This is a genomic window from Micromonospora sp. NPDC049274 (genome assembly GCF_040678875.1).
Lineage (GTDB): Bacteria > Actinomycetota > Actinomycetes > Mycobacteriales > Micromonosporaceae > Micromonospora.
Map to the genome: position 1 here is coordinate 13,237 of NZ_JBFAQS010000012.1, position 13,678 is coordinate 26,914.

Below are 13,678 nucleotides of genomic sequence, written 5' to 3' on the forward strand. Positions count from 1 at the left end.
CGTGGCCATCGTCGCGATGGTTTCGGCTAAGGGCTCGCCCGGCGTCACCACCACCGCGTTGGCGTGCGCCCTGTCCTGGCAGGGGCGCACGGTGTTGGCCGAGTGCGACCCGTCCGGCGGCAGCATCCTGAGCGGTTACCTGTCCAGACTTGAGATTCCACCCATCGGCCTCCTGCCCCTTGCTGCGGCGGCCCTCCGCGACCAGCTCGCCGAGACCTTCGACCACCAGCTCGTCGACCTCGACGCCAAGAATCCGGGTCAGCGTTTCGTCCTGCCGGGTATCAACGACACGGTCCAAGCAGGCACCCTCCGACCGACCTGGGAGTCGCTGACCAAGTTCTTCGGCCAGCTGGAGCACCGTGATTCCGGCTATGACGTCATCGCCGACTGCGGGCGACTCGCCACCAGCGCGCCGCCGTGGCCACTGCTTTTCCGTGCCGACCTGTTGCTACTCGTGGTCCGCGTGACGACCCTGCGGACTATCGCACCAGCTGCAGGCGCGGCAGAAATGCTTCGGCGGGAACTGACCCAGTACGGCCAGGGGCCCGGAGGGCTCGCTTTGGCGCTGATTGGCGATGGTCCCTACGGTCGGCGGGACATCGAACAGCGGCTGCAGCTACCCGCCGTGCTTGAACTCCCCGACGACCGGCGCACCGCCGAGATGTTGAGCGACGGCGGTGGTCGACTGCGAGGCAGCGAGCGCTTGCTCCGGGCCGCTGCCAGCACAGAGCCGGCGGTACGCGACGCGATCACACGGCGGCGAGCCCACCTGGAACCGACGACATCGAGCGGGAGCAGCCGTGCCTGATGAGCGCTCACCCAGCGACCCGAGCTGGCCGGCAGCGGCCGACCGCATCGCCACGAATGGCCACCGCTGGCCATCGAACGGCACCGCCGCGACCTTCGGACCAAAGCCTGATCGGCCCGCCACAGCCGTGGGACCGCCCGCACCGGTGAGCATCGACTATGCGGCAGTACGACTGCTGCGCGCTCGGGTCAGCACGGAACTGACTGCGGCACTGCGGGAGACGCCTAACGTCTCCACCGCCCACCGGCACGCCGAAGCGGAGCGCATCGCGGCGCGACTGGTGCGTGATCACGTCGACGCTCTGCATCAGGCTGGGCAGCCGATCTCGCAGGCGGAGGAAGGCGCCCTTCTCGACGCCGTCGCGGCTGACATGTTCGGCCTCGGCCGCCTACAGCAGTTGCTCGATCGTTCGGACATCGTCAACGTCCACATCCTGGGCTGTGACAACGTGCGGATCGAGCACACCGACGGTCGGATTACCGTCGGTGAGCCGGTGGCCGACACCGACAAAGAACTCATCGACATGTTCCAGGTCCTCGCGATGCGCGCCGGCGCGACCGAGCGCTCGCTGTCGTCGACCAAGCCGTGGCTGGACATGCAACTGCCCGACGGAAGCCGCCTCACCGTACTCATGCAGGTGTCGGTGCGTCCGTACGCGGCGATCCGCCGGCACACCCTGATGGACGTCAGCCTCGAAGACCTCCGCGACCGATACGGCGCCATGGATGACCTGATCTGCCAGTTCCTCAAGGCGGCCATGGCCGCCGGTCTCAACATCATGGTTGCCGGGCTGGCCGATGCCGGCAAAACCACCCTGCTACGCGGTCTAGCCCGCGAAATCCCGGACCGGGAACAGTTCGTCACCCTCGAGGAGTCCCGCGAGCTCGGTTTGCATACCACCGGGCGGCACCGATGGGCGATGAGCCTCGAGTCCCGGGAAGGCCACGGAAGCCGCGGTGCCGATGGTCGGCCCGCCGGCGAGGTCACGATCATGGACATGATCCCGTTGACCCTCCGGATGTCCGTGCAGCGGATCATTGTCGGTGAGGTGCGATCCCGGGAGATCGTGCCGATGCTGCAGGCCATGGCCACCAGCAAGGGGTCGCTCTGCACCATCCACGCCCGCCACCCGCGCGCCGTGATGGACCGCGTCATCGAGTTGGCACTGCAGCACGGGCCCGAGATGACCGCCGAACTGGCACGGCGGATGGCCGGAGGCGCGATCGACCTCATCGTGTACGTGAACGTCGAGGACGAAACCAAGCTCGGCGGTCGCAAGCACCGGTACATCTCAGAAGTGCTCGAGGTCGGCGGGATGAACGGTGACCAGCTCGTCACCACCCAGGTCTTCGGACCGGGATCGGATGGAAGAGGCGTACCCCGCCACCTGCCGGAGCGGCTGCTCGAACCTTTGCTGCGTGTCGGCTACGACCCGCGGCAACTGACCGCCTACATCAGCCAGGGAGAGCACAACCACGGCGCGTGGATGGCTGGTCTCGACACCGGGCAGAGGCGGCCATGAGTCTGCTCGACCTCTCCGCGGTGCTGGCGGGCATGCTGGCCGTCGCGGGTGCGGTCGTCGGTGTTCTCGGTGTCGTAGGGACCACCCGTCCGCCCAAGCCGCCGTCGGTACTGCATCAGCGTGCCCGGCGTTGGTGGGCCGGGCCCGGACGCACGCGTCGCGAGCAACGTACCCATCAGGTCAAGATGGGTACGGCGATCGGTGCCGGTGCCCTCACCTGGCTGCTGACTGGTTGGCCTGCCGCCGGGGTGATCATCGGTATCGCTCTTCCCGGCATCCCGTGGCTGTTCGCCGCCGGTCGCGCGGAGAAGCTGGCAATCGCCCGGCTCGAGGCAGTGGAAGCCTGGACCCGCCGGCTGGCCGACATCGTCGCCCGCGGTATCGGCCTGCAGCAGGCTGTCGTCGCCACCGCCGCAACGGCGCCGCAGCTCATCGAGCAAGAGGTCCGCGACCTGGCGGCGCGTCTGCAGGGCAGCGCCGACCCGACCGCCGCGCTGCAGCAGATGGCCGACGACCTCAATGACTACACCGCTGACCAGGTCATCGCCCCGCTCATGCTGCATGTCACCGATCGTGGCGAGGGCCTGCATGAGGTGCTGACCGGGATCAGCCGGTCTATCGCCGCCGAGATCGAGATGCGCTCGACGGTGGACGCGAAACGCGAGGGTCCACGCTTCGCGGTTCGGTTCCTGACCGGCATGACCATCCTGCTGTTGGCCTACGGCGTGATCAATCCGCACTATCTGCAGCCGTACGGCAGCGTCCTTGGGCAGCTCGTGCTGTTGTTCCTCGCCGGCCTGTACATCGTGCTTATGACCTCGGTGCGCAAGCTCAGCCTGCCGCCCAAGCGGGAACGACTCCTACCACCGGTCGAGGTGCAGACCTGGGCGGCGGCAGCATGAACAACAGCTACCTCACCGCCATGGTCATCGCCGGCGCGATGGCCGGGCTCGGGGTGTTCTTGCTCGTCGTACAGCTGATTCCGGCGCCGCCAGCCCTGGGCCCCGCGCTTCGACGACTTCATCCGTTGAGCACCGCGAGCAACACGCCAGCCGGCATCAGTTGGCTCCGACGTCGGTTCACGGTGCCGTACGCGGACCTGCGGCTTTTGGACCGCACCACCGATCAGTACTTCCTCACCCTCGGGCTGTCGGCGCTGTTCTGCCTCATCCTGCCCGCACTGATCACGGTCGCCGCGGTGCTGTCTCTGCCAATCCCAGTGTTCATCCCCGTGGGCGCGACCATCGCCGCCGCCCTGGCCGGCGCGGTGCTGGCCCACCGCGAAGTGGTCTCCAAGGCCGCTGTCGCACGAGCGGAATTCACCCGGGCCATGTGTACCTACCTCGACCTCGCCGCACATCAGGTCCTTGGTGGCCACGGTCCCGTGGAGTCGCTGGACCGGGCGGCCAGCGTCTGCCACGGCTGGGTCTTCGTCCGCATCCGTGAAGCTCTGCTCAGCGCCCAGCTGCAACTGCGACCACCGTGGGACGAACTGAAGGTCCTCGCCCGCGATATCGACGTGGTCGAGCTGGGTGACCTGGCGGACATCATGCGAACTGCCGGCAGCGAGGGCGCCAACGTCCACCAGACGCTCCGCGCGCGAGCCGACTCGATGCGCGACCGGATCCGCACCGAGGCTCTCGCCCAGGCCGAACTGCGTACCAACAAGCTCGACATCCCCGCCGCCGCGCTGATTCTCGTACTCCTCGTCCTCATCGGCTACCCCTTCATGGCCCGCCTGTTCGTTCACTGATCCCGGCACCACCCCTCACGGAAAGGAACCCGCCATGCTCACCATCCACGGCGTCACCGCCTTCCTGGCGACTCGCTGGCAGGACTTGACCGATCCCGCCCGGACCGACCGCGGCGATAGCCCAGTCGGCACCGCCGTCATCACCGCGATCCTCGTGGCCGGCGCCGTGGTCGTCGCCGGCGCGATCGTCGCCGTCGCCAACGGTTGGGTCGCTCTCATCCCGACCCAGCCGTGATTCAGGCGCTAACCTCCGTCTGCCCGCGTCTCACCGGACGCGGGCGGGCGGGCCTCTGCCTCAGCGACCGCGGCAGTTCGCCCGTGGAGTTCGCCATCGTCGCGCTACCGATGGTCCTGTTGACCTTCGCCGTTATCCAGACCGGGCTGATCTACTTCGCCCAGTCGATCGCACTTGGTGCTGCAACCCAGGGAGCCAACGCCGCCCGGGGCTACCAGTCTTCGGCTGCAGCGGGAGAGGGACGGGCCACCGACTTCCTGTCGACGGCTGGCGTGGGCCTGGAGAACCACCAGGTCGTCGTCACCCGAACCGAGACGGACGCGCACGTTACCGTTACCGGCCAGGCGATCACGGTGCTTCCAGGGCTGAGCTGGACCGTCAGCATGTCGGCCCACGGCCCCGTCGAACGGCCCACAACGCCATGAGTACCTGGCGGATCCGTGATCAACGCGGCTCGGCGAGCATCGAGATGGCCGTTGTGGCACCGGCCATCCTGGCGTTGATCGCCGGCACCATCATCGGTGGCCGGCTCAACCTGGCCCGCCAGGCACTCGAGGCGGCGGCCTACGACGCCGCCCGCACGGCGTCCCTGGCACGTACCGCCGCTGAGGCGAACGCGCAGGCACAGGCCGCCGCCAACTCGACCCTGGACGCCCAGGGGCTGAGCTGCACCAATCTGAGCGTCACGGTTTCCGCCGCAGGCTTCGGTGTTCCTGTCGGCCAACCCGCCACCGTTACCGCCACAGTTAGCTGCACCGCTACCTTGTCCGATGTCGCGCTGCCCGGGATGCCCGGCGCCGTGCCGCTCGCTGCTTCCTTCACCAGCCCGCTCGACACCTACCGGAGCCGGCAGTGACTACCTTCTGGCAACGGTCGGGCGGCGACGATGGTCGGATCACCATCTGGTTCGCAGTCCTCGCGCCGGCCTTTCTCGCTTTGATCGGCCTTGTCGTCGACGGCGGCGCCAAGGTGCGCGCGTACCAACGCGCGGACAACATCGCCGCCGAGGCGGCCCGCGCGGGCGGGCAGGCGATCAAGGCAGGACAGGCGATCGACGGCGGCGCCAAGGAGATCGACGCCTCGACGGCATCCGCAGCCGTCCAGGCGTACCTCGACGATCTCGAGGGAGTCACGGGCACCGTCACCGTGGATGGCTCCCAACAGCTCACCGTCACGGTCACCGTCACCTGGGACCCGATCCTGCTCGACCTGTTCGGCGGGGGCGCAGGCACGACGGCGACCGGACGGGCAACCGCGACCCTGATCGCCCAATAGCACCCGGGAAGGAGTAACCGTGGCACGGACCCCGACTGACGGTCGTGGCAGGCAGGCGCTCGACGGCACCGTCGCCCTCGCCGTGGTCACGCTGATCGTCGTCCTGCCGATCCTTCTCGTCTGGGCGGCCGGCAATCCGCTGCCCGGCGTGGTCACCTGGCTCAGTAACACCGCCAAAGATCCGGGCACGTCCGCCGGCCAGGCATGGGAGGTCATCAGCAGCCCGGACGATGGAGACCTTTTCCTGCAGACGCTGGCACTGATCGGGTGGGTCGCCGTCGTTCTGGTCGTTTGGACCTGGGTCACCTTCCTGGTCGCCCTGGTGATGGAGACCGTCGCCCAACTGCGAGGACGCCGGCGCGGACGCGTCCCGCGCAACACGACCCGGATCCCCGGCATGCGGATGCAGCAGCGGTTCGCTGCCGCGCTGGTTGCCGCCATCCTTGGCGCGCTCGCCGCGCCGGCTCTGGCCTCGGCCTCAGTGCCCGCCGCTATGGCTAGCGCGGCGGTGGCCGCACCAGAACACGCGACACCTCGGCAAGGCTCATCGCAAACAGCCGTACGGGATGTGTCGGACGCGGCCGGCTACATCGAGCATCCGGTGGAGCGCGGGGAGAGCCTGCTCGATATTGCGGAGAGGTACAACGTCTCCTGGCAGCGCCTGGCCGAGACAAACCACGGTCTTCCGCAGCCTGACGGACGGAGCCTTCAACCGGGCAACACCCGGGTGTACGCCGGCTGGACGTTACGGATTCCGGTGGGCCCTTCTCTGACGGCCACATATAGGACGGTGTCGTCGGCCGAAACGGCCGGGCCGCTTGTCTACGAGGTGGCGCGCGGCGACTGGCTGGCAGGTGTCGCTGAACGCTTTCTCGGTGACGCCGACCGCTACGTCGAGATCGCAGCTACCAACCCAGATCTGGAACGGCGCGATCACCGATTCCCCAACCACATCGAGCGCGGATGGCGCATCACCCTGCCCGAGGATGCTCGTGATCGGGGCCCTGCCGACCACGCCCAGGGTCAAGTCGTTGCCGGCGACCGAACCCAACCGGATCCGAGCGCTCCGGACCACGGTGACCAGCCGGCCGCGCCCCACCCGCCCGAGCAAGGCAGCGGCCAACCGGACACCACCACCTCGCCGGCCCCGACTGCGCCGACGCTCGAGCCCTCAGCCGCGGCGCCCTCTGCCGGTACGCCAACGCCCTCGCCGACGACATCCGCCCCATCGACTACGGCGGGGGTGAACGCCGACCCGTCGGAGCCGAACGGTCGGTCCACACCGCCGACTGAGGACAACGACCTCGACGAGACGACAGTTCTGGGGTCGCTGGCCGGCGCAGGTTTGCTTGCCGCGCTGCTGCTCGCCGCCGTCGTGCGGCGCCGACACCGCCAACGCCAGCACCGTCGGCCCGGCCGTCGGCTACCGCATCCCCGCGACGGCGCCACGGAGCGAGCGCTTCGGGTTGCCGAGCAACCAGCCGACGTCGACCGGCTCGACCTCGCCCTACGCAGCCTCGCCAAAGCGCTGGCGGAGCGGGATCAACCTTTGCCTGATATCGCCGCCGCCTGGATCGTCGACCGCGACGTCACGCTGGTGCTCAACGAGCCCGGTCCACAACCGCCCGCACCATGGATCGACGATCACCGGAGCTGGACCCTACCCGGTGCCGCCACAGTGCCGCCCCTCTCCGAGCAGCTCGCCCCATTGCCGACTCTCGTCGCAGTCGGATCACAGCCCGGTCGACATCTGCTGCTCGACCTTGAACGCCTCGGTAGCCTCACCATCGCCGGTGACAGCGAACGCACCCTCGCTCTGCTGCGCTACGTCGCCTGCGAGTTGGCCTGTAACGCATGGTCCGACGAGGTCGAGGTCATTGTCACCGGCTTCCCGGTCCCGGAGACCGAACTACTCATCGCCCTCAACCCCGATCGGGTACGCGCGGTCTCGTCGGTTGGTGAGGCTGTCACACGGCTTCGTCGCCGAGCCGCGGCCGTGACAGCCGCCCTCGCCGCAAACGGAGCAGCCAACACATTCGCCGGTCGCATCTTCGACGTCGGCGAGGCCTGGGCACCTCAGGTTCTCCTCGTCGCCGACCCGGGCGCAGACGACCTCGGCGTACTAGATGATCTGGGGAAGGAGTTGCGGGACGCCGGACGATGCGCTGTCGCAGTCGCCAGCACCACGAAGGCCCTCGCCGACGCCGGCCCGAACACCGCCATCATCGACGAGGACGGCCTGCTACACCTCACCCTGCCGTTCCTTTCTGTCGAGGGAGCCGCGGCCGGACTGCCCGTTCGAGAGTTGGAACCGCTCGTCGAGATCATGACCCAGGCGCGATCCGCTAGAGACGAGCCCACCCTGCCGGCGGCCGAGCCGGAACCGTGGGCTCAAGACACGGACGCGGCCGGCTCAGTACTCGACCTCTTGAGTACGAGCGATCCGGCAGCGCCGGCAGCACCAGCGTCCAACGATGTAGGGACCGGCGCCAGCGATACGTCCACTCCGTCGGACCCCATCGTCGCAGTGCCCCGGATCGAGCAGGCCCGCAACATCGCCGCTCCACCGCGCGAGATCACCGCCGCGATCCGCCAGCGCCGCAGGCAAGCCGATCCCCAGCTCGATGAGGATCTGCGGTCCTGGCGTGAGCAGGACAACAGCCGCCCCCGCATCAGCATCCTCGGGGCGGTCGACGTCGACGCGCCCGGCCCGGCGCCCGAACAGCGCCGCCGCTTCCACGCGGAACTCATCGTCTACCTCGCCCAACGCGGCGCTCGCGGAGCATCCGCCGAGCAGCTCACCGACGCGCTGTGGCCCGATCAACAGGTCAAGGACGCCAGCCGTCGGGTGGCGATCACTCGTGCCCGTCGGTGGCTGGGGGAGACCAACGACGGCACCGCCTGGCTACCCGAGATGGGATCTGATCGGCTCTACCGGTTGGCGCCGGGCTACCTGCTGGACTGGCACCTGTTTCGCCGGCTGCGCAGCCGCGGTGAGAGCCGCGGTCCTGCCGGGGTCAAGGACCTACGTGCGGCGTTGGAGTTGGTTCGGGGTGCCCCTCTCGAGGGAGCTGACCGCGCCTATGCCATCGGCACCCGCAACCCCTTCACCTGGCTACCCGCGTCCGACATCTACCCGGGGCACATCACCTCCGCTGTCGTCGACACCGCCCACGAGCTTGCCGAGCTCTACCTCGAGGCGGGCGACCCCACGGCTGCGCGTTGGGCGGTACAGCGGGCCTGGCTGGCCGATCCGGAGCGCGGTGACGATGGGCCCTGGCGCGACATCATGCGCGCGGCGCACGTTGAGGGGCATACCGCCGAGCTACGCAACCTTCTGGGTGAGCTGATGCGTACCCGAGAAGCCGAGATACCCGAGGACCTCGCGCCTGTCACATATGCCCTGCTACGCCAACTTCTGCCAGATCTGCTGTCGGCGACCAGCGGGACCGGATAGGGCGATCACACCTGTCAACTGATCCATATGGCAGATATAGCCCATCGATCAACTTCCACTTCGCGAAGGGATGGACGAAATGCGGACGTCGAACCAAGCTCACGGTATGGAATACGCCGAGGCAGCACGAGAAATGATGGCTCGCCTTGCTGACGATGCCGACGATGTTGCCGCTGCGGGAGTGATTCAGCTGGCCCTCGAAGCGTGGAAGAGGCTGGCCGGAACCGATCTCGCTTGGGACCGCTTCGGCCTCGAGCTACTGGACGTTCGGGCGAGGCTGTATGCCGACCACGACGTGGTTGTTGACGCTGAGGCCCCGGTGCGCGATGACGCGGACACCCGCCTCGTCGTGGCCACGTTGATGGAACAACTCGCGCGGTATCACGAGCGCCAAGCCACCAACGACCGTGATGACCTGGCTCGGCGACTCAGTCACGATGCCGGCGCCCAGCAGCTACGGCGTGCGGCAGCGGCGCTGGCATGACCGTTGGCCAGTGGCACAACGAGGCCTATCAGGCCTTACGTGCGGCGGCCACGGCGATGGGCCAACGGCGAGTCAGGAACGCGGCCGACATCAACGCCGCCGTGAACGCCCGGGCGGCCGTCTACGCACAGTTGGCCAGAGCGACTGAGCTGTTGGTCGGCGGTCGTCCGACAGTCGAGGTAGCGGATCGGGCAGGTGCCTCGACGATTCTGACAAGAGAAGGGCAGCGGCTGACCCAGCTCTACGTCGGGCTTCGTGCCGCTACGATCGTTGACCGGCAGTTTCCGGCCGCCCCAGCCGCAGTGACCGCTGAGCCGGCACGCTCCCTGCGTCGGGCTGCGGATGCCATCGGCGTGATCGGTGACATTCTCGTCAGTCACGTCCCACCGGGCCATCAGCCGCGTACACCGGAGGGGCTCGCAATCCGGGCTGGCGGTGGTGTCCAGTCGAGCCTTGCCGACATCGCCAGGCTCGCCACGGCTGCGATAACGATCGACATCGCGCTGCCTGGGTGGCTCAATCAGGGGCGGGGGCACCTTGCCGAGATCTATCGGCCGGTGGCCGAGGCCGCCAGGTGGACCGCGAGCAGCCGATTGAGCGCGGTTGCCCGTGAGTTGGTTGCTCTGGGCCGCGGGCAACCCCCGCTGCACGGTCTCGACATTGCCAGGTCCCCATTGAATCCCGTGCCGGGCGTCAACAGCGTGGCCGACGCCCTCGCTGCGGTCAACGCGGCGCGCACCTGGATGTGGCAGAACCCTAGGGAATTGACGAGCATCCACCTGCAGCTCGGAACTCAGCTCGGACTGGCGGTCCACGTCCTGGCCAGCGATGGTGACCCACGATTGATTGGCGGCTGGCGGCAGGCCGCCATCGCAGCCGCTGACCTGCGTGCGACCCCTCCGGTCGGCCCAGCCCGTGATACTGCTGCCGAGCTGGCAGAGGTCCTACGCTGGCTGCGGTCACGCGGGCATGGCGACCGCGACGATCCTGACGGCACCCATGCTCAGCAGATCTCTCGCCTCAACTCGGAACTCCCGTTCATGGCGGCCACGCTTCACAAAGGGCTGACCGCTGCTTTGCAGCGAGGTGAACTGTTCGTCAAGGCGGAGGCGATTCTGGAACGCCCTGCAGGCTCGCTCGTTTACCGAGCCGCCAGCGGGTGGCGCCCCGCTGCACGATCTGACGATGTTGTGCAGGACCTCGCCCGTGCGTTGGTGCAGGGACAGGACGTCGGTAGCCAAGGTGCAGACAGGAGCCTGTCGGCGATGGCGTTCCCCAAACCGCCGCGACCGAGGAACTCGGTGCCCGAGCCGTCGTGGTCGAGGACCGATCCGTCCCCAGGGCGGGGGGCGCAGCGATCTCGATGATGTCGGACGAGTCGGCGATGGTACTTCGATCTGCGGTGATCACTGAGGGCGGCGAGCCGGTGACACTCGTTGATAGGGTCGTCGCCATGGTGACGCCGCGACGGGAGAACGCGACCATCGGGCGCTCGCACGATGTAGCGGCGGCGGTTCGTACGGTCGTCCGGAAAGGACCGATCCGATGATCCTCGGGTCGCGAGAGCCTTCAGAGCCCGAGGTGCCTGTTCCTGGCCCTGAGGTGGATGTCTGTTCGCCGGACCGGTCCGTTCGCATTGTCGCCTCGAGGCAGGGTGACATCGCGGTGCAGGTCGACGGCCTGAACCGGCATTCGGATGAATCGTTGGCCCGGCAGGTACGGGCTGCGGCCAGGATCGCGTTGGCATCACTGCAACCGCAGGCCCCCAAGGGAGAACACCCCATGTACGAGCAACGGTCTGCTTGGTGAGCGGGTGGGGGAGCAGGAAGGCGCTGGCCGTCGTGGCCGGCTTTGTCGCGGTGGCCCTCGGGTTGCTGGGCGCCTGGCGGTGGGGGCCGTTCGGCGACGATGAGGCCGTTCCCTCCTGCAGTGAGTTGGTTGAGGCTTTGCCGAGCGTCGTCGAGGGGTCGTGGACCGTGACACGTGCGGAGCCGAAACGCGAGTCCAGCAAGTCTCTGGTCAGCTGCGAGTTCGATTTTTCGTCGGTCGATCGGTCGTACGCGGGCAAGATCACCGTGAGTCTCACCCAGAGTGACGATGAGGCATATCTGCGCAAGACCGCGACGGAAGGCCCCTGTTACGGCGAGGCGGTTCCATATCCAAACGCTGTCGAATACCAGGTCGCGCGCTCATGCTCGGAGAAGATCAACGAGAAGGTCTTCGCAGGTGCGTTCGTGGCATCCGACGACCGGTACGCGCACGTCTACGCGGACTTCAGCAACCCGGGTTCTACGGTCGAGCAGCTCGTCGCGTACGCGAACGCCAGCGCTCAGCGCATCACCGACCGGGCGATGACGCTCAAGTCCGCGGATTAGGAGCACGTCGTGGGCAAGTTGGAGCGCTACTTCGAGGACGTAAGCCGCATCAGGGCCGAAGGTGTCTCCGCCAACGGTTGGGTGACGGTGGTTCGGGACCACGACGGGGACCTGCAGGTGAACATTCGACCCGGGATGCTGCGCCGGTGCAGCCCGGACCAGGTGGCGTCCGAGATTAGGACCGCCCTGCTCGCAGCACTGGCCGATCACCGGCGGCGGTACCGCCAGTTGCGCATCGACTACTTCGGCTCGCCCATCGGCGTCGACCTGTTCTCGCCGATCGAATCAACGGACGGGGGGAGACACGGAGCATGACCACGGACACGTCGGCCCTGCGGGTCGAGTCGCGAGCACTGGTGGCCTTCGGAGTGGAGCGCTACGAGGATGCCGTGACATACAGCGCCGTGCGCCGCTACCTCGGTGACGTCGGCATGGTCCCTGTCGCTGCCTGGGGCACGCTTGAGGGAATTTCCGACAAGCTCAACCGGGACTGGACGACGGCCCTGGGTAGCCGGCTGTCCGAGGCGAACATCGCCCGTAACGAAATGGAGCGCATAGCCGACGGGCTGATGCAGATCGCTGCCGACTACGAGGGCACTGATCTGGACGTCGCCACCGACTTCGACGTGTTCAACCAGGACCTGGGACCCTATCTGCCGCTCGCCGATGGCTACGGCAGCAGCGTGCGTGTGCGTCCGGGCGGCGCCGGCATCCTGTCTCAACCGTACGAGCGCAGGCTGCCGGGCGACCAGCCGACGTTGGCCATTCCGAACGGCAACGACAGGCTGGGCGCTACCCGCGACGAAAGGCTGCCGCGGACCCGCGAGGTCGAGGAGCCGGTCACCGTCGGCAGCACCGACGGCAACAATCTCGGCTTCTCCGGCGGCCGGACCATCTATTACGAGAACGGCGAGGGCGACCAGCTCGACACGTTCATCCACGAGCACCGGGACACGCTGCTCCAGCTTGAGGCGATCCTGATCGAGCTGGGCACCGGTCAGCGTCTCCCGCTGAGTGACCTGATGGTCCACGCCTGGCGCTCCGCACCCAAGGTGATCTGGAACCGCGCCGATCTGGTGCATTCGGCCGCGGGCACCTACGCCGAGCTGCGCGGCGAGATGGACGGCGAGCTGAAGAACCTCAAGTTGTACTGGGAGGGCAGCGCCTCTCAGGCGTTCAGCCAGTACGCCGAGCGCGCCTCGGCCTACCTGCTTCAGCTTGAGACCCAGACGCGCTGGTTGGCCGAGGAGGGCAAAGAGGCCGCCAGCATGCTCGAAGGCCTTCGCAATGCGTACGCCGGCCTCGGCTACCAGCACATCGGCAAGCTCATCGAGGCCCTCAAGGGGTACGTCGACGCCGTCAACGGTCTCTTCTCGGCCTGCTCGAACCCAGAGGCGGCCCTCCTGGCGGTGGTGAAGGACTTCGTTAGTTTCCTGATGGACGCGGAGCGCCGGCATGTAGAGGCCATGTCGGACCTGATCAAGATCGACGAGCAGGAGCGCAAGGAACGCCCCGACCTCGGCACCCGCAGCCACAACACGACGCCGTTCCCGCAGGCTGAGGTGGGAGCCAACGCCTGGCTGGACGGTGGCAAGTGGGCACCCCGCCCGGATCGCCCGGCGGCATGATCGAGCGCATCCGAAACTCGACGCGTCCCGGCGAGGGAACAGAGCTGCTTGCCGCACGCGCGCTGACTATCCTGACGCCGCTCCAAAGCGTTCGTTCCCAACAAGCGTCAGTGACGACGGCGTCAATCCGCCGCCCGAGCG

At 67.8% G+C, this 13,678-nt stretch carries 14 protein-coding genes; all 14 read left to right on the forward strand.

The annotated features are described in order from the left end of the window. Window position 1 precedes the first annotated feature (1 nt). The 14 genes from AB0K10_RS22070 (at window position 2) to AB0K10_RS22135 (ending at window position 13,537) form a co-directional block, all read left to right on the forward strand. Complete coding sequence (locus AB0K10_RS22070) at window positions 2-808, forward strand: ParA family protein (RefSeq protein ID WP_363686211.1); 807 nt, start codon at window positions 2-4, stop codon at window positions 806-808. Further along, on the forward strand, window positions 801-2,330 hold the full coding sequence (locus AB0K10_RS22075) for an ATPase, T2SS/T4P/T4SS family (protein ID WP_363686213.1): 1,530 nt from the start codon (window positions 801-803) through the stop codon (window positions 2,328-2,330). The genes AB0K10_RS22070 and AB0K10_RS22075 overlap by 8 nt, the downstream gene beginning before the upstream one ends. Beyond that, window positions 2,327-3,232, forward strand: coding sequence for a type II secretion system F family protein (locus AB0K10_RS22080; RefSeq protein ID WP_363686215.1), 906 nt, complete (start codon window positions 2,327-2,329; stop codon window positions 3,230-3,232). The genes AB0K10_RS22075 and AB0K10_RS22080 overlap by 4 nt, the downstream gene beginning before the upstream one ends. Beyond that, window positions 3,229-4,083, forward strand: a complete 855-nt coding sequence (locus AB0K10_RS22085) for a type II secretion system F family protein (protein WP_363686217.1) — start codon at window positions 3,229-3,231, stop codon at window positions 4,081-4,083. Before AB0K10_RS22080 ends, AB0K10_RS22085 begins: the two co-directional genes overlap by 4 nt. Before the next feature lie 34 nt (window positions 4,084-4,117). After that, the gene (locus tag AB0K10_RS22090; protein WP_363686219.1) at window positions 4,118-4,318 is read left to right on the forward strand and encodes a hypothetical protein; all 201 of its coding nucleotides are present in this window, start codon (window positions 4,118-4,120) and stop codon (window positions 4,316-4,318) included. 83 nt (window positions 4,319-4,401) lie between these two features. Further along, window positions 4,402-4,743, forward strand: a complete 342-nt coding sequence (locus AB0K10_RS22095) for a TadE family protein (RefSeq protein ID WP_363686221.1) — start codon at window positions 4,402-4,404, stop codon at window positions 4,741-4,743. Next, window positions 4,740-5,174, forward strand: coding sequence for a TadE family protein (locus AB0K10_RS22100; RefSeq protein ID WP_363686223.1), 435 nt, complete (start codon window positions 4,740-4,742; stop codon window positions 5,172-5,174). Before AB0K10_RS22095 ends, AB0K10_RS22100 begins: the two co-directional genes overlap by 4 nt. After that, window positions 5,171-5,593, forward strand: a complete 423-nt coding sequence (locus AB0K10_RS22105) for a TadE/TadG family type IV pilus assembly protein (protein ID WP_363686225.1) — start codon at window positions 5,171-5,173, stop codon at window positions 5,591-5,593. Before AB0K10_RS22100 ends, AB0K10_RS22105 begins: the two co-directional genes overlap by 4 nt. A 148-nt stretch (window positions 5,594-5,741) precedes the next feature. Continuing rightward, window positions 5,742-9,050, forward strand: a complete 3,309-nt coding sequence (locus AB0K10_RS22110; protein WP_363686227.1) for a LysM peptidoglycan-binding domain-containing protein — start codon at window positions 5,742-5,744, stop codon at window positions 9,048-9,050. A gap of 106 nt (window positions 9,051-9,156) precedes the next feature. Further along, the gene (locus tag AB0K10_RS22115; protein WP_363686229.1) at window positions 9,157-9,534 is read left to right on the forward strand and encodes a hypothetical protein; all 378 of its coding nucleotides are present in this window, start codon (window positions 9,157-9,159) and stop codon (window positions 9,532-9,534) included. After that, window positions 9,531-10,901: a hypothetical protein gene (locus tag AB0K10_RS22120; RefSeq protein ID WP_363686231.1), complete on the forward strand. Its 1,371-nt coding sequence runs from the start codon at window positions 9,531-9,533 to the stop codon at window positions 10,899-10,901. Before AB0K10_RS22115 ends, AB0K10_RS22120 begins: the two co-directional genes overlap by 4 nt. A 438-nt stretch (window positions 10,902-11,339) precedes the next feature. Then, window positions 11,340-11,909, forward strand: coding sequence for a hypothetical protein (locus AB0K10_RS22125; RefSeq protein WP_363686233.1), 570 nt, complete (start codon window positions 11,340-11,342; stop codon window positions 11,907-11,909). A gap of 9 nt (window positions 11,910-11,918) precedes the next feature. Beyond that, complete coding sequence (locus AB0K10_RS22130) at window positions 11,919-12,224, forward strand: hypothetical protein (protein WP_363686235.1); 306 nt, start codon at window positions 11,919-11,921, stop codon at window positions 12,222-12,224. Beyond that, window positions 12,221-13,537 (forward strand): hypothetical protein, encoded by a 1,317-nt coding sequence (locus AB0K10_RS22135; RefSeq protein ID WP_363686237.1) that lies wholly within the window; start codon window positions 12,221-12,223, stop codon window positions 13,535-13,537. The genes AB0K10_RS22130 and AB0K10_RS22135 overlap by 4 nt, the downstream gene beginning before the upstream one ends. Window positions 13,538-13,678: the final 141 nt, after the last annotated feature.